The 17,379-nt window shown below is 70.5% G+C and carries 18 protein-coding genes and 2 tRNA genes; 6 read left to right on the forward strand and 14 right to left on the reverse strand.

The genetic code is table 11. The annotated features are described in order from the left end of the window. Positions 1-30 precede the first annotated feature (30 nt). Together ACSJJR_RS05375 and ACSJJR_RS05380 are read right to left on the reverse strand one after the other, a co-directional pair. Positions 31-186 (reverse strand): hypothetical protein, encoded by a 156-nt coding sequence (locus ACSJJR_RS05375; RefSeq protein WP_435942497.1) that lies wholly within the window; start codon positions 184-186, stop codon positions 31-33. After that, positions 186-887 carry a class E sortase gene (locus tag ACSJJR_RS05380; protein ID WP_435942667.1) on the reverse strand — a complete coding sequence of 234 codons (702 nt, stop codon included), beginning with the start codon at positions 885-887 and terminating at the stop codon, positions 186-188. The genes ACSJJR_RS05375 and ACSJJR_RS05380 overlap by 1 nt, the downstream gene beginning before the upstream one ends. A 288-nt stretch (positions 888-1,175) precedes the next feature. Here ACSJJR_RS05380 and ACSJJR_RS05385 point away from each other — a divergent pair, with 288 nt between their 5' ends. After that, positions 1,176-1,517 (forward strand): cell division protein CrgA, encoded by a 342-nt coding sequence (locus tag ACSJJR_RS05385; RefSeq protein ID WP_435942499.1) that lies wholly within the window; start codon positions 1,176-1,178, stop codon positions 1,515-1,517. A gap of 16 nt (positions 1,518-1,533) precedes the next feature. On the opposite strand, the gene ACSJJR_RS05390 is transcribed toward ACSJJR_RS05385, so the two are convergent. Both ACSJJR_RS05390 and ACSJJR_RS05395 read right to left on the reverse strand, forming a co-directional pair. Then, positions 1,534-2,409 carry an aldo/keto reductase gene (locus ACSJJR_RS05390; RefSeq protein WP_435942500.1) on the reverse strand — a complete coding sequence of 292 codons (876 nt, stop codon included), beginning with the start codon at positions 2,407-2,409 and terminating at the stop codon, positions 1,534-1,536. A gap of 138 nt (positions 2,410-2,547) precedes the next feature. Beyond that, positions 2,548-3,060, reverse strand: coding sequence for a hypothetical protein (locus ACSJJR_RS05395; RefSeq protein WP_435942502.1), 513 nt, complete (start codon positions 3,058-3,060; stop codon positions 2,548-2,550). 192 nt (positions 3,061-3,252) lie between these two features. Between ACSJJR_RS05395 and ACSJJR_RS05400 the strand changes: the two genes are divergently transcribed. Continuing rightward, the gene (locus tag ACSJJR_RS05400) at positions 3,253-3,774 is read left to right on the forward strand and encodes a peptidylprolyl isomerase (RefSeq protein WP_435942503.1); all 522 of its coding nucleotides are present in this window, start codon (positions 3,253-3,255) and stop codon (positions 3,772-3,774) included. 110 nt (positions 3,775-3,884) lie between these two features. Continuing rightward, entirely contained in the window at positions 3,885-4,724 is an 840-nt protein-coding gene (locus ACSJJR_RS05405) for a rhomboid family intramembrane serine protease (RefSeq protein ID WP_435942505.1), read from the forward strand. A 606-nt stretch (positions 4,725-5,330) separates the two neighbouring features. On the opposite strand, the gene ACSJJR_RS05410 is transcribed toward ACSJJR_RS05405, so the two are convergent. From ACSJJR_RS05410 to dnaA, 10 genes are all read right to left on the reverse strand, one after another. Continuing rightward, positions 5,331-5,406 (reverse strand) — tRNA-Ala (locus tag ACSJJR_RS05410). A gap of 6 nt (positions 5,407-5,412) precedes the next feature. Then, a complete protein-coding gene (locus ACSJJR_RS05415) occupies positions 5,413-5,541 on the reverse strand; it encodes a hypothetical protein (RefSeq protein ID WP_435942506.1) in 129 nt (42 codons plus the stop codon). A 29-nt stretch (positions 5,542-5,570) separates the two neighbouring features. Continuing rightward, positions 5,571-5,647, reverse strand: a tRNA-Ile gene (locus ACSJJR_RS05420). Positions 5,648-5,696: 49 nt separating this feature from the next. Then, positions 5,697-6,176, reverse strand: coding sequence for a DUF3566 domain-containing protein (locus ACSJJR_RS05425; RefSeq protein WP_435942508.1), 480 nt, complete (start codon positions 6,174-6,176; stop codon positions 5,697-5,699). Then, positions 6,173-8,764 (reverse strand): DNA gyrase subunit A, encoded by a 2,592-nt coding sequence (gyrA, locus tag ACSJJR_RS05430; protein WP_435942510.1) that lies wholly within the window; start codon positions 8,762-8,764, stop codon positions 6,173-6,175. The genes ACSJJR_RS05425 and gyrA overlap by 4 nt, the downstream gene beginning before the upstream one ends. Positions 8,765-8,803: 39 nt before the next feature. Continuing rightward, complete coding sequence (gene gyrB / locus ACSJJR_RS05435; RefSeq protein ID WP_435942668.1) at positions 8,804-10,861, reverse strand: DNA topoisomerase (ATP-hydrolyzing) subunit B; 2,058 nt, start codon at positions 10,859-10,861, stop codon at positions 8,804-8,806. 245 nt (positions 10,862-11,106) lie between these two features. Beyond that, positions 11,107-11,796, reverse strand: coding sequence for a DUF721 domain-containing protein (locus ACSJJR_RS05440; RefSeq protein WP_435942512.1), 690 nt, complete (start codon positions 11,794-11,796; stop codon positions 11,107-11,109). A 1-nt stretch (position 11,797) separates the two neighbouring features. Beyond that, positions 11,798-13,009 carry a DNA replication/repair protein RecF gene (gene recF, locus ACSJJR_RS05445; protein ID WP_435942514.1) on the reverse strand — a complete coding sequence of 404 codons (1,212 nt, stop codon included), beginning with the start codon at positions 13,007-13,009 and terminating at the stop codon, positions 11,798-11,800. 5 nt (positions 13,010-13,014) lie between these two features. Then, entirely contained in the window at positions 13,015-14,148 is a 1,134-nt protein-coding gene (gene dnaN, locus ACSJJR_RS05450; protein WP_435942516.1) for a DNA polymerase III subunit beta, read from the reverse strand. Positions 14,149-14,539: 391 nt separating this feature from the next. Beyond that, the gene (gene dnaA / locus ACSJJR_RS05455) at positions 14,540-16,030 is read right to left on the reverse strand and encodes a chromosomal replication initiator protein DnaA (protein ID WP_435942517.1); all 1,491 of its coding nucleotides are present in this window, start codon (positions 16,028-16,030) and stop codon (positions 14,540-14,542) included. A gap of 463 nt (positions 16,031-16,493) precedes the next feature. Between dnaA and rpmH the strand changes: the two genes are divergently transcribed. The 3 genes from rpmH (at position 16,494) to yidD (ending at position 17,335) form a co-directional block, all read left to right on the forward strand. After that, positions 16,494-16,631, forward strand: coding sequence for a 50S ribosomal protein L34 (gene rpmH / locus ACSJJR_RS05460; protein WP_017177846.1), 138 nt, complete (start codon positions 16,494-16,496; stop codon positions 16,629-16,631). A gap of 1 nt (position 16,632) precedes the next feature. After that, positions 16,633-16,989: a ribonuclease P protein component gene (gene rnpA / locus ACSJJR_RS05465; protein ID WP_435942519.1), complete on the forward strand. Its 357-nt coding sequence runs from the start codon at positions 16,633-16,635 to the stop codon at positions 16,987-16,989. Between the two features lie 70 nt (positions 16,990-17,059). Further along, positions 17,060-17,335: a membrane protein insertion efficiency factor YidD gene (gene yidD / locus ACSJJR_RS05470; RefSeq protein WP_435942669.1), complete on the forward strand. Its 276-nt coding sequence runs from the start codon at positions 17,060-17,062 to the stop codon at positions 17,333-17,335. The last annotated feature ends 44 nt before the right edge of the window (positions 17,336-17,379 follow it).

Below are 17,379 nucleotides of genomic sequence, written 5' to 3' on the forward strand. Positions count from 1 at the left end.
CTGTTCGTTGTCAGGGCACCCTGTCGCCCCTCAGACCGTCGCCTCCCCGGACAGGTTGAAGGCCTCGTTCGCCCAGGGGAAGACCACCTCGAAGAGCAGCAGGACGGCACCCGCTGCGAGCAGGAGCGCCTCGATGACCTTGAGCCAGGTGGGGCCGGGCAGGTGACGCCAGATCCATCCATACATCAGTTGACCTCCGGGTCGTTGAGGACCGATTCTGGGCGGCCCTCAGAACGGGGCATCCAGTAGGACAGGGTCGCGTGCGTGATCCAGCGGTGGTCGTTGCCCCACTCGCCGACGCTCAGTGAGTGGCAGGTGGTGAGCGTGAGCGTGCGCTGGGTGGGGGTGGCCGTCGGGTCCCCCGGGACGGGGGCGATGACATCGACGTCGTCGGGCTCAACCACCTGGTAGTCGGTGACGACGTAGACGTACCAGGTGTCGGTGGTGGCGACGATGACCTCGTCGCCGGGCTCGAGCAGGTCGATGCGCCGGAAGGAGTTGCCGTTGGTGCGCCGGTGCCCGGCGATGGCGAAGTTGCCGACCTCACCGACCTGCTGGGTGTGCTCGTAGTGGCCCGCGGCGGCCTGGTCGAGGACGTCGGCGCCGGTGCCCTCGAGGATGGGCATGTTGTTGTTCGTCACGCCGTACCAGTCGGGCACGATGAGCATCCCGATGGTCTCGCCGTAGCCGACGGCCGCGACGGGGGGAGGATCCTGCGTGTAGTGCTTTCCGGCTCTCATCGGGGAGGCGACCTGGGTTGTCTCGAACTCCTCCCGGACTGCCGTGGCCCTGTCAACGGCGTCGATGCCTGTCCACCACAGCTGCCACACGAGGAACAGGGCGATGACGAGGCCGCCGGTGATGAGGAGCTCCCCTACGCCGCCCACCAGGTGGCCGAACCAGGTGCGCTGGCTGCGGCGGGCGTGCCGACGGCGGTAGCGCGGCCGGTTGACGGTCTGTTCTGAGTGCACTGGGCCTCCTGATGGGTAGCGCCGCCAGTGTAGGGCCCTGGGCGGCCTGGCCGGCACGGGCGTCCCGCTGCCGTGCCCGCGGTGGATGGGCTGAGCACAGTGATGGCCTAGGCTGGGCGCCTAAGCGCACATGGCGGACCTGCCCCCGTGGCTGACGGCGTGGGCGCGCCGACCCGTAGACACGATGAGACGAGGAGGCCCGGCGTGGCCGACAAGAGGACGACCGACCCCCGCCGCTCGGGCAACCCGGCCAAGGCCGCTGCGGAGCGCGAGCGCCTGGAGGCCTCCCGCGCCGCCGCCAACCGTGTCTCGCGCACACCGCACAAGGTCCGCGACACCTCCTCGCCGCGCTGGTACGCCCCCACGATGGTGGGGCTCATGGTCGTCGGGCTGCTGTGGGTCGTGGTCACCTACCTGTTCCAGGGCCGCTACCCTCTGCCCTACTTCACCCAGCACCACGCCTCGGACTGGCTCGTCAACGGCAACCTCTACATCGGCTTCAGCGTCATGATGGTCGGCTTCCTGGGGCTGCTGCGCTGGAAGTGAGCCGACCGAAGGGCTCTCAGAGCTGGACCTCGTCCGGGTGGGACCCGGTGCGCAGGCCGCGGTCGAGCGCGTCAATGGCACCCATGGCCTGAGCGTCCAGCGTGAAGGAGAAGACGTCCGCGTTGGCGCGCATGCGCTCGACGTGCACGCTCTTGGGGATGACGACGATCCCGTGCTGGAGGTGCCAGCGGATGACCACCTGGGCGGGGGTGACCCCCAGCTCGGCGGCCAGACGGGCGAGGTCGGGGTCATGGAGCAGGCGGGAGCGGCCCAGCGGGGACCAGGACTCGGTGACGACGCCGAGCTCGGCGTGCAGGGCACGCAGCTCGTCCTGACGCAGGTAGGGGTGCAGCTCGATCTGGTTGACGGCCGGGGTCAGGCCCGTGGCCTCGATGATGCGCCGCAGGTGCCAGGGCCGGTGGTTGGAGACCCCGACGGCCCGCACGCGGCCCGTGGACAAGATCTCGCCCATCGTCTCCCAGGTCTCCACGAGGTCGATGCCCTCGGAGGCCGCCAGCGGCCAGTGGACGAGGAAGAGGTCGAGGACGTCGAGGCCCAGGCGGTCCATCGTCTCGTCGAAGGAGCGCATGGCGTCGGCGCGCCGGTGGTTGGGGTTGTTGAGCTTGGAGGTGATGAAGAGGTCGTCACGGGGCAGGCCGCTGGCGGCCAGGGCGCGGCCGACGCCGGCCTCGTTGCCGTACATCTGGGCGGTGTCGATGTGTCGGTAGCCGATCTCCAGGGCCTGGGACACGGTCCTGTGGGCGTCGTCGTCGCTGACCTTGTAGGTGCCCAGGCCCAGCTGGGGGATGGTCAGGCCCTCAACGCCGGTGGCGTGACGCAGGGCGATGGCGGGGGCGGGCAGGGGACCGGGCGTGTCCAGGGCAGCGTTCATGCGCACAGGCTAGTGGGGCGCTGGCGCGGAGGGACGACCCCGTCGCGGCGTGCGGGAGCCGGAGCGGGAGCCAGGACGCGCGAGGGCGCCCCCACGCAAGTGGGAGCGCCCTCGGTCAGGCTCAGTCAGCCGAGCGGCTCACTCGGCGTCGGCGTCCTCGGTGGAGTCGGCCCAGTACTCCTCGGCCCACGGGTCCTCGACCGGCTGGCTGCGGCGCCAGACGACGTAGGCGGCGCCGGCGGCGACACCGGCGACGGTGAGCCAGCACAGGCTCTTGAGGACACGGCGGGACTTACGGGGGGCGGTGGTCTGTGCAGCGTTCACAGCCGCTACGGTAGCGCGCTGAGCCCGCTGCGTCACGGTGCCGGGGGCGTCGATGGCGGTGCGCGCGGCCGACGCCGCCCGCTCGGCACGTGCGAGGGCGTCCTCGCTGAGGACCTCGAGACGCTCCTGCACCTCCTTGGCGGCGCCGGCGGTCTCCTTGGCGAGCCTGTCCGCTCCGGTGCGGGCGCGCTCCACGGCGGGAGCGACCCACTGCGCGGCGCGTTCCGCAGCGCGCTCGGCCTGCTCGCCGAGCGTCTCGGCCAGCGCGGCGACCTCACTGCGCAGCTGGTCGGTGTCGAAGGTGATCTCGTGCTTGGTGAGCTCCATCGCTCCTCCTCGGACGGTCGGTGAGGCCGGGCGGACGCCCGGACGGGTCCTGGCTCCCATGGTGGCACCTCATCCTGTGCGCCGCCTGATGATCGCGTCGGCCCCGGGCAGGGGTTTTGCCTGCGGTGAAATGCACGTGGACCTGGCGGCCGTCCGAGTACCGCGGGCGCCCTCCATGCGACGATGACACCCATGGAAGCGACACTGCACACCTCCCTCGGCGATATCCGCCTCGAGCTCTTCCCCGAGCAGGCGCCCGAGACCGTCTCGAACTTCGTTGGCCTGGCCACGGGCGCGAAGAGCTGGACCGACCCGCGTTCGGGTGAGGACTCCTCCTCCCCGCTGTACGACGGCGTCATCTTCCACCGCGTCATCCCCGGCTTCATGATCCAGGGCGGCGACCCGCTCGGCACGGGCACGGGTGGTCCCGGCTACGTCTTCGACGACGAGATCGACGCCTCCCTCACCTTCTCCGCCCCCTACGTCCTGGCGATGGCCAATGCCGGCCGCCGCATGGGCAAGGGCACCAACGGCTCGCAGTTCTTCATCACGACGGCGCCCACCGAGTGGCTGCAGGGCAAGCACACGATCTTCGGCGCTGTGGCCGATGACGCCTCCCGCGCGGTCGTGGACGCCATCAGCGCCGTCAGCACCGACCCGCGCGACCGCCCCCTTGAGGACGTCGTCATCACCTCGGTGTCCGTCACCGAGTGAGCGTGTGACCTCAGTCCGTCCCCGGGGCACCCGCCCCTTCGACGCCGTCGGGCCGCCTGGTCCGACGGCGTCGGCGCACCCGGCCCCTTGTCGCCCTGTGAGGAGCACCCATGAGCCAGTACCCCGCCGGGAGTGTCCCGGCCGTCCCCGTGTGCCCGCGGCACCCCGGTCGCGTCTCCTACGTCCGCTGCCAGCGTTGTGACCGTCCTGTGTGCCCCGAGTGCCAGGTCCCCGGCGCTGTGGGCGTGCACTGCGTTGACTGCGTGCGCTCCGCTGGGGCGGCGCGCCCCGGGGTGCGCACGGTCCTGGGTGGCGCAGCCGTGGCAGACGCCTTGCTCACGAGGCTGCTCATCGGGGCCTGCGTGGTGGTCTTCGTCGCCCAGCAGGTGCTGGCCTCACTGACCTCCGACCTTCTCTTCGCGCCGGCGGTGGCGCTGAGCGAGCCGTGGCGCTTCCTCACGACGGCCTTCCTGCACTCGAGCCTCCTGCACCTGGCCTTCAACATGTGGGCCCTGTGGGTGACGGGCACGGCGCTGGAGCCCTTGCTCGGCAGGTGGCGCTTCGGTGCCTTGTACGCCTTGAGCGCGCTGGGCGGCTCGGTCATGGTCTACCTGCTGGCCTCGCCGTCGGGTGCCTCGTGGTGGACCGGGACGGTGGGTGCCTCGGGCGCGGTCTTCGGCCTCTTCGCGGCGATGTTCGTCATCCAGCGGCGCTTCGGGCGCGACACCTCGGCCATCGTGGGCCTGCTGGCCGTCAACCTCGTCATCTCCTTCACGGGGGCGTCCATCTCCTGGCAGGGCCACCTGGGTGGCCTGCTCACAGGTGCGGCGGTGTCGGCTCTGTTCGCCTGGGCCCCGCGTGAGCGGCGCAAGGCCGTGGGGGTGTGGGGGCCGGTGGCCGTGGGGCTCGTGCTCCTGGCCCTGGTGGCCGCCAAGGCGCTGGTGAGCTGAGGCCCGAGTCCACCCGAGCCCGGCCCCGCCCGTGACGGGCGGGGCCGTTTCGCGCCCAGGTCCGGGTGCACATCTGTCCACAGGTTTTCTCTCGCCTGTGGGTTCTGGGGAAGCACATGCCTGTCATTCCTCCACACCTGTGGATCAGGGTGTGGAAGCACATGGACGTAGTTCTCCACAGCGCTGCGCACAGGTGGGGAGAACGTTGGCCTGGCGCCAGCCTGAGGCGGCGGTTATCCACACGCTTGTCCACCGGCTGGGGACAGGGCCTGCTCACCGCCTGTGGGCGGCCGGGCGCATGGCTGTGGCTCCAGCAGGGGACAACGCAGGCCGGGCGTCCCGGGACGGTGGCGCGCACGCCTGACAGGACAACCGTGTACGAACAGCACGGCTCCCGCAGGGGTGGCGGCTGGTGCCTGCGAGGCGTGTGCCGACGGCGCGACGGCGCGTGCCGAGCCCACAGCAGCACCTGGCGAGCGCCTCGTCAGTGGAGGTCTCGCTTGAGGGAGGTCATGGCCGGGGCTCACGACGGGTGACGGGCACAGGCGCCCACCTCGCACCGGCGGTGGGTGGACTGGTAGGTGGGCCTGCACGGCTGCGCCGCGGTGGTGGAGCCAACGGGACTCGAACCCGTAACCCCCTGCTTGCAAAGCAGGTGCGCTACCAATTGCGCCATGGCCCCCTGGGCTCAGGACGGGTCAGCGACCTCGACCCAGCCGGAGCGCTCAACGCGCTCGGACTCATACCGGAACCAGGTCGCGTAGGCGAGGACCCCCAGGCATGAGAAAACCGCGGCTGAGATGATCATCCGGTTCATGTGAACCCTCCTCATCGTTCCACCGCGGGTGGTGGGCCTAGCTGGACTCGAACCAGCGACCTCATCCTTATCAGGGATGCGCTCTAACCAACTGAGCTATAGGCCCGTGCGACCGGATGAGACTAACCCAGCCGGTCCTGAGCGACCAAATCAGATCACTCGTCCGCCAGTGTGAGATGGACCCCACCCACGAGCGTGGCGGTGACGTTGTACAGCAGCGCCCCGATCGTGGACAGCGCCGTGGACAGGATGATGTTGAGCACCGCGATGATCGTCGCCATGGAGATCGCGCGGGAGAAGCGCATGTACTCCACCAGCGCCGTGAAGGCGTTGGACTTCGAGTCGAACATCGTGCCCACGAGGTCCTGGATCGTGGAGAACACGTGCATCCGGTCGAGCATGAACCACACGAGGGCGGCGGCGATGACAAGCATGATGCCGGTGGCCACGGACAGCAGGAAGGAGACCTTCATGACCGACAGGGCGTTGACGCTCGTCAGCGCCAGGCGCACGCGGCGCGGACCGACGACGGTCCCCGCCCTCGCCTCCTCCGGTGCCTGTGGCTGCTCGACCGACGCCGGGGCGTCAGCACTCATGTCTCCGCTCACGGGCGGGTGGGTGACGGGCTCGCTCATGCCTGCTCCTCACTGTCGTCGTCGGCCAACGCTACCGCCTCTGCCTCGTCGGCGGTGGCAGCGCTGTCAGCGGTGGGCTCGTCCCCGTCGAGCTCGCGCTCAGCGTTGCGGGCCACCGCGATGATGCGGTCACCGTCCTCGGGCTTGGCGAAGGTGACACCCTGCGTGTTGCGGCCGGTGACTGAGACCTCCGCGACCGCCGAGCGCACCACCTTGCCGGAGGCCATGATGCACATGACCTCATCGGTCGGTGCCGTCACCAACGCGCCCACGAGGTCCCCGCGCTCCTCGACGAGGTTGGCGACCTTGACCCCCAGGCCGCCACGGTGCTTGGTCGGGTACTCCTGGACGTTCGTGCGCTTGGCGAAACCGCCCTCGGTGACGACGAACAGGTCCGCGTCCGTCCACCCCGGATCCACGACGTCCATCGCCAGCAGCGAGTCGTCCCCGCGGAATCGCATGCCCGTGACACCACTGGTCGCACGGCCCATCGTGCGCAGCTCGTCCTCACTGGCCGTGAAGCGCGTGGACTGGCCGTGGCGCGAGACGAGCAGCAGGTCCTGGCCCTCGCTCAGCAGGCTCGCCGAGACGAGCTCGTCCGTCTGCCCGTCCTCGTCCTCGCGCAGGTTGATGGCGATGAGGCCGGCCGAGCGCGGGGAGTCGTAGTCCGTCAGGCGCGTCTTCTTGACCCGGCCACGGCGTGTGGCGAGCACAAGGTAGTCCGCCTGCTCGTAGTCCCTCAGCTCCATCACCTGGGCGATCTCCTCGCCCCGCTGGAAGGCGAGCAGGTTGGCCACGTGCTGCCCCTTGGCGTCGCGCCCGCCCTCCGGCAGCTCGTAGCCCTTGGCGCGGTAGACGCGCCCCAGGTTCGTGAAGAACAGCAGCCAGTGGTGGGTGGTGGTGACGAAGAAGTGGTCGACGACGTCGTCCTCACGCAGGGCCGCACCCTTGACCCCCTTGCCGCCGCGGTGCTGCGAGCGGTAATGGTCGGTGCGCGTGCGCTTGGCGTAGCCGGAGCGGGTGATCGTCACGACGACCTCCTCCTCCGGGATGAGGTCCTCCATGCTCATCTCGCCGTCGAAGGGCACGATCCTCGTGCGGCGCTCGTCGCCGTACTTCTCGACGATCTCCGCCAGCTCGGCAGAGACGATGGCGCGCTGGCGCTCGGGGGAGGCGATGACCTGCCTGAGGTCGTCCACCCGGGCCTGGAGCTCGTCGGCCTCCTGCTGGATCTTGAGGCGCTCGAGGGCGGCCAGGCGGCGCAGCTGGAGGGACAGGATGGCGTCGGCCTGGACCTCGTCCACGCCCAGCAGCCCCATGAGGCCCGTGCGGGCCTCGTCGGCCGTCGGCGAGCGGCGGATGAGGGAGATGACGGCGTCGAGCGCGTCGATGGCCTTGAGCAGGCCGGCGAGCACGTGCAGACGCTCCTCGGCCTTGCGCAGGCGGAAGCGGGAGCGGCGCACGATGACGTCAATCTGGTGGGCCACCCAGTGGCGCACGAAGCCGTCCAGGCTCAGTGTGCGCGGCACGCCGTCCACGAGGGCGAGCATGTTCGCCGGGAAGTTGTCCTGCAGTGGCGTGCGCTTGTACAGGTTGTTGAGGACCACTTTGGCGACGGCGTCGCGCTTGAGCACGATGACGAGCCGCTGGCCCGTGCGGCCACTGGTCTCGTCACGGATGTCGGCGATGCCGGTGATCTGGCCGTCGCGCACGAGCTGGGCGATCTTGTCCGCCAGGTTGTCCGGGTTGACCTGGTAGGGCAGCTCGGTGACCACGAGGCACTGGCGCCCCTGGATCTCCTCGACGCTCACGACCGCGCGCTGCGTGATCGAGCCGCGCCCGGTGCGGTAGGCGTCCTCGATGCCACGCCGGCCCAGGATGGTGGCGCCGGTGGGGAAGTCGGGTCCGGGAATGCGCTTGATAAGCGCCTCGAGCAGCTCCTCACGGGAGGCCTGCGGGTGGTCGAGGAACCACTGGACGCCGTCGGCCACCTCGCGCAGGTTGTGCGGCGGGATCCGGGTGGCCATGCCGACGGCGATGCCCTCGGAGCCGTTGACCAGCAGGTTCGGGAAGCGGGCCGGCAGGATCGTCGGCTCCTGGTTCTTGCCGTCGTAGTTGTCCTGGAAGTCGACGCTCTCCTCGTCGATGTCGCGGACCATCTCCATGGCCAGCGGCGCCATCTTGCACTCGGTGTAGCGGGGGGCGGCCGGCCCCAGGTTGCCCGGGGTGCCGAAGTTGCCCTGCCCGGCCACCAGCGGGTAGCGCAGAGACCACCACTGCACGAGGCGGGCCAGGGCGTCGTAGATCGCCGCGTCACCGTGCGGGTGGTAGTTGCCCATGACCTCGCCGACGACGCGCGAGGACTTGGAGAAGGAGGAGGTGGGGCGGTAGCCGCCGTCGTACATGGCGTACAGGACACGGCGGTGGACGGGCTTGAGGCCGTCGCGCACGTCGGGCAGGGCGCGCCCGACGATGACGCTCATCGCGTAGTCGAGGTAGGAGCGCTGCATCTCCATCTGGAGATCGACCGGCTGGACGCGGTCGTGGGTCCGCTCCTCGACGGGGAGGTTGGTGGTCTCGTCACTCACGGTGGCTGGTTTCCTTTGCTGCCGGCGTCGGCCGACGGGTCAGATGTCGAGGAAGCGGACGTCGGCGGCGTTGCGCTGGATGAAGGAGCGGCGCTGCTCGACGTCGTCGCCCATGAGGATCGAGAAGGTCTCGTCGGCGTCGGCGGCCTCGTCGAGGGTGACCTTCTTGAGGATGCGCGTGGCCGGGTCCATCGTCGTCTCCCACAGCTCGTGGTCGTTCATCTCGCCCAGGCCCTTGTAGCGCTGGATGCCGCCCTCCTTGGGCAGGCGGCGCCCGGCCTCGGCGCCTGCGCGCAGCAGGTGGTCGCGCTCGGCGTCGGAGTAGGCGAACTCGTGCTCCGCGTTGGACCACTTGAGGCGGTACAGGGGCGGCATGGCGATGTAGGTGTGGCCCTGCTCAATGAGGGGGCGCATGTAGCGGAAGAGCAGTGTGAGCAGGAGGGTGGCGATGTGCTGGCCGTCCACGTCGGCGTCAGCCATGATGACGATCTTGCCGTAGCGCAGCCGGGAGATGTCGAAGTCCTCGCCGATGCCGGTGCCGAAGGCGGTGATGAGTGAGCGGATCGTGTCCGAGGACAGGGCACGGTCGAGACGGGCCTTCTCGACGTTGAGGATCTTGCCGCGGATCGGCATGATCGCCTGGTGCTCGGGGTCGCGGCCGCCGACGGCGGAGCCCCCGGCGGAGTCGCCCTCGACGATGAAGATCTCGCACTGGGAGGCGTCGCGGCTCGAGCAGTCGCGCAGCTTGCCTGGCATCGAGGCGGACTCCAGGACGCCCTTGCGCCGGGTGGCCTCGCGTGCCTTGCGGGCCGCCACCCGGGCGGCCGCGGCCTGCATGGCCTTGGAGATGATCGCCTTGGCCTCGGCGGGGTGGGAGTCGAACCAGTCCCCCAGCCGTGAGCTGACGGTCTGCAGGACAAAGGTGCGGGCCTCGGTGTTGCCGAGCTTGGTCTTCGTCTGGCCCTCGAACTGGGGCTCGGAGAGCTTGACGGAGATGACGGCGGTCAGGCCCTCGCGGATGTCGTCACCGGTGAGGTTGTCGTCCTTGTCCTTGATGAGGCCCTTGTCACGGCCGTAGCGGTTGACGAGGGTGGTCAGCGCCGTGCGGAAGCCCTCCTCGTGCGTGCCGCCCTCGGTCGTGTTGATCGTGTTGGCGTAGGTGTGCACCGACTCGGAGTAGGCGCTGGTCCACTGCATGGCGATCTCGAGGCTGATGCCGCGCAGCTCGTCGAGCTGCTGCTCGGCCTCGAAGTCGATGATCTCGGGGTGGACGACCTCCACCTTCTTCGCCTTGTTGAGGAAGGCGACGTAGTCGTGCAAGCCGTTGGCGTAGCAGTAGGTCACCTGACGGTGGCCCTTGACCGGGTCATCGGCCGGGCCCATCTCGTCCCCGGTGATCTCATCGCCCTCGTCGGTGACCCCCTCACGCTCGTCGGTCAGGGTGATGCGCAGGCCCTTGTTGAGGAAGGCCATCTGCTGGAAGCGGCGGCGCAGGGTCTCGTAGTCGAACTCGACGGTCTCGAAGATCTCCGGGTCCGGGTAGAAGGTCTGGGTGGTGCCGGTCGCCTCGGTGGCCTCACCCTTGACGAGCTCGGTCACCGGGTGGCCGCCGTCGCCGAAGCTCATGCGCCACACGTGGCCCTGGCGTCGGATCTCGGTGTCCACCCGCGTGGACAGGGCGTTGACGACGCTGATGCCCACGCCGTGCAGGCCACCGGAGACGGCGTAGCCGCCGCCACCGAACTTGCCGCCGGCGTGCAGGATCGTCATGACGACCTCGACGGTGGGACGGTGCTCGGTGGGGTGCTCGTCCACCGGGATGCCGCGGCCGTTGTCCACCACCCTCAGGCCGCCGTCGTCCTGGATCGTGACCTCGATGTGGTCGCAGTAGCCCGCCAGGGCCTCATCCACGGCGTTGTCCACGACCTCGTAGACGAGGTGGTGCAGGCCGCGCTCGCCGGTGGAGCCGATGTACATGCCCGGTCGCTTGCGCACCGCCTCCAGGCCCTCAAGGACGGTGATGTCGCTGGCGCCGTAGTCGGCGCTGCCCTGGCCGACGGGGCGGGTCCCGGCCGGGCTCTCGGCGCCGGTGGTCACAGGCTGGTCCTGGTCAGACACGTGTCAGGTGCTCCTCGTTGTGTGCGCCGGATGGGACCTGGTCCCCCAGACGGCCGATTCCGGGTCCGGGGCCGCGTCGTGTAGGTGGGTACCTGCCGGGCACCCCAGGCGCACTATGGGCAATTCCAGACCGATTCTATCGTGACGCACCCTCCTGACCCCGCCGTGGGGGCCCCTGCACAGCGTGGGCAGTCTCACCTCCCGCACGCCGTCGGCACCGGCTGTCAGCCGTAGGTGTCGCGCGGACCCCGTCCCCCACGGGCCGAGCCGAAGCGCCCGTGGCCCCACGTCGGGCCCGTGGGCCCCAGCACACGCACCTCGACCGTCGGCACCTCCACGCGTCGCCGGCCCCCGGGACCCCGGCCGGCAGCCGTGATCCGCTCCATCTCGGCGGCGACCTGCCGCTGGATCGAGGGCATGAGCAAGCGCAGCTGCTGGGCCCATGCCGTCGAGCTCGCCTGCACGTCCAGACGGCCCACCTCGAAGGCGACCACCCGCGTGTGACCAGCCACACGCTCGCCGACGAGCCGCGGCCAGGCCACGGCCAGCTGGGCCATGGCGAGCTTGCCCGCCCAGCCGCGCTCGGTGAAGGCGTCACCCAGCTCACGGCCCCCCGGACGCGGGTCGAAGCGGGTGGGGCCCGGCCGGTCACGGCCCCGGGCCAGCCCAGGTCCTCGGTCCTCGTCGTCGTGCTGCCCGTCTGTCTCAGCCCGACGGCGACGCGGCGCGTCCCAGGCCGCCAGCCCGTCCTCACCGGCCGGGGTGCGTGCCAGCCGCGCCCGCTCGTCGCCCGCGCCCCAGGCGTGGGCCTGGGCGCGGGCGAGCACCTGCAGCGCCAGGGCGTCGTCCTCCTCGTGCGGGTGCCCGGCTGCGGGGGCGTCGGGCCGCTGGCGGCCGGCCGTGGAGTCGGCCATCTCAGGCAACCGCCGTCAGCGTCGAGGCCTCGACCCGGAAGCGTGCGCCGGCCAGTCCGGCCGGCACGTCCTCGTCAACGGCCGCCGTCACGAGGGCCTGCTGGGCCCCGGCGACGACGCCCGTCAGGGCCCGCCGGCGCCGGGAGTCCAGTGAGGCGAAGACGTCGTCGAGGATGAGCACGGGCTCGCCGTCGCCTCCGAAGGCGTCAACGTCGTGGCGCAGCATCTCGTAGGAGGCGAGCCTGAGGGCCAGGGCCATGGACCACTGCTCACCGTGGGAGGCGAAGCCCTTGGTCGGCAGGTCCCCGAGGAAGAGGGCCAGGTCGTCGCGGTGCGCGCCCACGAGGTTCGTCCCGCGCTCGATCTCCTGCGGGCGCAGGTCCGTCATGGCCGCGATGAGACGGGAGGTCACCGCCTCGACGTCGAGCAGCCCGTGCTCCTGCTTCAACCAGCCTGAGCCTCGGCGCGGGTCGGGCTGCGCCACCCCCTCGCGCAGCAGCAGGCTCGAGCGGTACGCCACCTGTGCCTGGGACTGGGCCCCGCTGACGGTGGCGTAGCACGAGGCCACCCAGTCGCGCAGACGGGTGACGGCGCCGACCCGCGCCGCGATGAGACGGGCAGCGGCCGAGGCCAGCTGGGTGTCCCACACCTCCAGGCTCGTCATCATTGAGGCGCTCGCCCCCCGGGCCGCCCGCGCCGCCTTGAGCAGGCTGGCACGCTGGGCCAGGATCCGCTCGTGCTCGGCCCGCACCCCGGCCAGGGCGGGGCGCAGGGTGACGGCGAGCTCATCGAGGAAACGGCGTCGTACCACCGGCTCCTCGCGCACGAGAGCGAGGTCCTCAGGCGTGAAGGCCACGGTGCGAAGGACCCCGAGCAGCTCGCGCGGCCGGGTCTGGCCCCGGTTGAGCCGGGCGCGGTTGGCCCTGCCCGAGACGATCTCCACCTCCAGGACCGTCGGCCTGTCGCCGTGGACCACCTTCGCGCGCACGACGGCGCCCCCGGGCTGCTCCTGCCCGGGGGCGGCGCGGCGCACGAGTGCCGACTCGCTGCCGACCCGGTGGCTGGAGAGCGTGGCCAGGTAGCCCACGGCCTCGACGAGGTTGGTCTTGCCCTGGCCGTTGGGCCCGACGAAGGTCGTCGTGCCCGGCTCGAGGGAGACGACGAGGTGCTCGTAGGAGCGGAAGTCGTCGAGTGCGAGGTCCGAGACGTACACGCCGTTCAGGCGCCGAAACGGATCGGCATGATGAGGTAGCGGAAGGACGTGTCCGGCTGCCCGCCGATGGAGTCCACGCCGGTGAGCACGGCGGGCTTGGAGGCGTGGGTGAAGTCGAGGGTGACGTAGGGCTGGGTGATAGCGCCCAGGCCGTCGAGCAGGTAGCCCGGGTTGAAGGCCGTCGTGATGTCCTCGCCCTCGAGGTGGGCAACGAGCTGCTCGGAGGCCTGCGCGTCCTCGACGCTGCCGGCGTCCAGGGACAGGTTGCCCTGGGTGAAGGTCATGTGGATGGGGGTGGAGCGGTCGGCGACGAGGCTCACGCGCCGCACCGCGCCCATGAGCTCCTCGCGGCCGACCGTCGCGTGGATCGTCGTCGTCTCGGGGAACAGGCGCAGCACCGGCGGGTAGTCGCCGTCGGTGAGCAGGCTCGTCGTGCGGCGTCCTGCGGCCTCGAAGCCAATGAGGCTGGAGGTGGTCGATCCGGGCTCGGTGAGGGAGATGGTGACCTCGCCCGTGGAGGTGAGGGACTTGGCGACGTCGGACAGCGTGCGGGCCTTGAGCAGCGCGTGGGTGTTGAGCGTGGAGTCGCCGCTCTTCCAGGTCATCTCGCGCACGGCCAGGCGGTAGCGGTCCGTGGCCATGAGGGTCAGGGCGTCGCCGTCAACCTCCATCTGCACGCTCGTGAGCAGCGGCAGGGTCTCGTCACGGGAGGCGGCGACGGACACCTGGGCGACCGCCTGGGCCAGGTCGTGGGCGTCAACCGTGCCGGCGGCGCTGGGCATGACGGGCAGGGCCGGGTAGTCGTCGGCGGCCATGGCGGCCAGGGAGAAGCGGGAGGAGCCGCAGGAGACCATCACCTTGGTGCCCTCGACCTCGAGATCGACGGGCTTGGAGGGAAGGGCCTTGGCGATGTCAGCCAGCAGGCGGCCGGAGACGAGGACGACGCCCTCCTGCTCGATGTCGGCGGGGACCTCGCATCGGGCTGAGACCTCGTAGTCGAAGGAGGCCAGGACGAGGCTGGCGCCCTGGGCCTCGAGCCTGACCCCGGCGAGCACGGGAACGGGCGGGCGGGCCGGGACGGAGCGGGCGGTCCAGGTCACGGCCTCGGCGAGGACGTCGCGGTCAACCCTGAGCTTCACGGTGTGCTCCTTCTGCTGGCGTGCCCCGCGCGGTGGCGTCCGCGACGGTGCTGTGGTCCTGCGGTCAGGACGATCCACCCGGATTCTAGACGTACCTACGAGCGTGGGCGCCCGGGTGGGAGCACGTGCGGGCAGGCAGGGGGTGCGTCGTGTGAGAGAGGTGAGCAGACGTAATAGGACATGTGGATCCTGGGGAGAACCGGGTTTCGGCCCCGCAGCGTGAGGTCCTGCGCTGTGGAATCACACGGGGGTGACTTCGTGGGCTCCTGGCCGCTGCGGTGGACGCAGGGGGTCAGCCCGTAGGCGCGTCCCCAGGACCGTGGCCGCGGTCCACAGCCCGACGGGGGGTGTGTCCCAGCCGGCTGCCCAGCTTGTCCACAGGACCGGGTGGTCAGCGTCGAGCGGTCAGAGCGGCCTGCTTGACCCGGCTGGTGAGCTCCATGACCTCGTTGTAGGTCGAGCGCCGCTCGGACATCTGCTCGACGATCTTGCGGTTGGCGTTGATGACGGTGGTGTGGTCCTTGCCGAACTCGCGGCCGATCTGTGGCAGGGACAGGTCGGTGAGCTCGCGGCACAGGTACATGGCCACGTGGCGGGCGTGCACGAAGGTCTTGGTGCGGACCTTGCCGCACAGGTCGTCGATGGTCATGCCGAAGTAGTCCGCCGTCTGCGCCATGATGAGTGCCGCCGTGATCTGCTCCCCGGCGGGGTCGGAGATGATGTCCTTGAGCACCATCTCCGCCAGAGTCAGGTCGATGGGCTGCTTGGTCAGGGAGGCGAAGGCGGTGACGCGGATGAGCGCGCCCTCGAGCTCGCGGATGTTCGTGGTCACTCGCGAGGCGATGTACTCCTGAACCTCGACGGGCACATCCTGGCCCTCGTCACGGGCACGGCGGGCGAGGATCGCCAGGCGGGTCTCGAGGTCCGGCGGCTGCACGTCCGCGGTCAGCCCCTCGGTGAAGCGCGAGATGAGCCGGTCCTCGAAGCCCTTGAGCTCCTTGGGGGGCTGGTCAGAGGTCAGGACGATCTGCTTGTTGTCCAGGCGCAGGGCATTGAAGGTGTGGAAGAACTCCTCGAGCGTGGACTCCTTGCCACTGAGGAACTGGATGTCGTCGAGCAGGAGGATGTCCACGCCGCGGTAGCGGTCCTTGAAGGAGCTCATGCGCCCGACCTGCACCGAGTCGATGAAGTCGGAGACGAACTCCTCGCTGGAGACGTACTTGACGTGCGTCGTCGGGCGCAGCTCACGGGCGTAGTTGCCGATCGCGTGCAGCAGGTGGGTCTTGCCCAGCCCGGACCCCCCGTAGATGAACAGGGGGTTGTAGCCGGTGCCCGGGGCCTCGGCGACGGCGAGGGAGGCGGCGTTGGCGAAGCGGTTGGAGCCACCGGTGACGTAGGTGTCGAAGGTGTAGTGAGGGTTGAGGCGGGAGTGGTCCGGGCTGGTGTGACGCTGCTCGGGCGTGACGGTCGGCTGCGGCGACGAGCGCAGGCCGGACGTGGGGCGGGCAGACGGCGGCGCGGGCGGCGTGGGGGCGTCCGCGGTCGGGCCTGCTGGTGCGCCCACCGGGGCGGCGGGCGCGGTGCGCGGGGCGGGACGTGGCTCGCGCTGGAGCGGTGAGGGCGCGGCCTCGAGGGAGGGATCGACGATGATCTCGAAGGGCATCTGGCGGTCGGCGACGGCGGCCAGCGCGGCGGAGATCGTTGCCCGGTCCTTCTCGAAGGTGTCGCGGGCGAAGGTGGAGCCGACGACGACGACGAGGGTGTCATCGACGTCGAGGACGTTGGTCATGCGCAGCATGGCCACCTTGCCCGTGCCCATCGTGCCGGCCGCAGCCAGGTGATCGACCGCTGAGGCCCACAGGTCGGTGGTCTGGTCGGGCACGGTGCCCTCCTCCGGGCTCGGGACGCCTGCGGGTGCTCGCGTCGGGTGGGTGGGTCCGGCGGGGTGGCCGGAGCTGTCATCATGGTAGTTCTCCACAGAGTTGTCCACATGTGGGGAGAACGGGAGCAGGACGTGGCCCGCCAGGACACGGCTGTCACAGGGGGTGGCGCACGAGGGTGCGGACAGCCGGACTCCACAAGGTCTGACAACCTTTTCCCACACCCGGTGGACAAGCCCGGGGGCGTTGGCGGGCAGGTGGTGGGCACCGTCGTCCACCCGCACGAAGTGGCGGGTTTCTCACCTTTGAGCGCAATCATGCGTTTGACCCTGACTCAGCCACGCCCGTACTGTGGTGCGGACGTTCGCGTGGAGTCACGTCCCGGTCCATGGGGCTGCCAGCGCGAGCGACCGTGCCGCGAACCCCGTGACGCACGGTTCCAATCATCCGACCAGGAGTACACCCGTGAGCAAGCGGACCTTCCAGCCGAACAACCGTCGTCGCGCCAAGGTGCACGGCTTCCGCAAGCGCATGAGCACCCGCGCCGGCCGCGCCGTCCTCGCCTCGCGCCGCCGCAAGGGCCGCGCACGTCTCGCTGCCTGAGGTGCTCCCGGCCGCGCACCGGATGCTGCGGGGTGAGGACTTCACCGCCGCAGTGAGGACGGGTGCGCGCAGCGGGAGCCCAAGGCTTGTCGTCCACTACCGAGCCGGCGAGACCGGGGACACGTCCCCGGCACTCGTCGGCATCGTCGTGCCTAAGAAGCAGGTGGCCCGGGCCACCCACCGCAACCGCATCAAGCGCCGGGTGCGCGCGCTCATGAGCGAGCGCGTGAGGCACCTCGAGCCCGGTGCGCGTGTGGTGGTCAGGGGACTGGCCGGGGCCGACGGCGCCACGAGTGCCGAGCTGGGTGCCGACCTTGACCGCCACCTCGCGCGTGCGCGGCAGGGGCGGCGACGGTGAGGACGGTGGGATCCTCGTGACACGACCAGCTCAGGCGCACGGCTCACAGTCCGGTGAGGACCGCGGGGGCATGTTCGCACGGCTCGTGCTCGCTCCTGTGCGGTTCTACCAGCAGTGGATCTCGCCCGGGCTGCCACGGCGCTGCCGCTACTACCCCACCTGCTCCGCCTACGCGGTCCAGGCTGTCAGGATCCACGGCCCGCTCAAGGGCGTTGTTCTGGCCACCTGGCGGATCCTGCGCTGCAACCCCTTCACCCGCGGCGGCGTCGACCACGTCCCGGACGTGGGCCAGTGGCGCTACCACTACCCCCATGACGTTCCCCGCCCGGAGACGGCCACGCCCTGACCCGCGCGGGACCCGGCCGGAAGCTCCGGCCCGCGGGGCCCCGG

Source organism: Actinomyces sp. W5033 (assembly GCF_051303165.1).

Coding starts and splice junctions, on each gene's coding strand:
- ACSJJR_RS05425 (WP_435942508.1), bottom strand. CDS start 6,176: ATGAGCGAGCCCGTCACCCACCCGCCCGTGAGCGGAGACATGAGTGCT.
- ACSJJR_RS05440 (WP_435942512.1), bottom strand. CDS start 11,796: ATGGCCGACTCCACGGCCGGCCGCCAGCGGCCCGACGCCCCCGCAGCC.
- ACSJJR_RS05375 (WP_435942497.1), bottom strand. CDS start 186: ATGTATGGATGGATCTGGCGTCACCTGCCCGGCCCCACCTGGCTCAAG.
- yidD (WP_435942669.1), top strand. CDS start 17,060: ATGTTCGCACGGCTCGTGCTCGCTCCTGTGCGGTTCTACCAGCAGTGG.
- ACSJJR_RS05400 (WP_435942503.1), top strand. CDS start 3,253: ATGGAAGCGACACTGCACACCTCCCTCGGCGATATCCGCCTCGAGCTC.
- ACSJJR_RS05395 (WP_435942502.1), bottom strand. CDS start 3,060: ATGGAGCTCACCAAGCACGAGATCACCTTCGACACCGACCAGCTGCGC.
- ACSJJR_RS05390 (WP_435942500.1), bottom strand. CDS start 2,409: ATGAACGCTGCCCTGGACACGCCCGGTCCCCTGCCCGCCCCCGCCATC.
- ACSJJR_RS05405 (WP_435942505.1), top strand. CDS start 3,885: ATGAGCCAGTACCCCGCCGGGAGTGTCCCGGCCGTCCCCGTGTGCCCG.
- ACSJJR_RS05415 (WP_435942506.1), bottom strand. CDS start 5,541: ATGAACCGGATGATCATCTCAGCCGCGGTTTTCTCATGCCTGGGGGTC.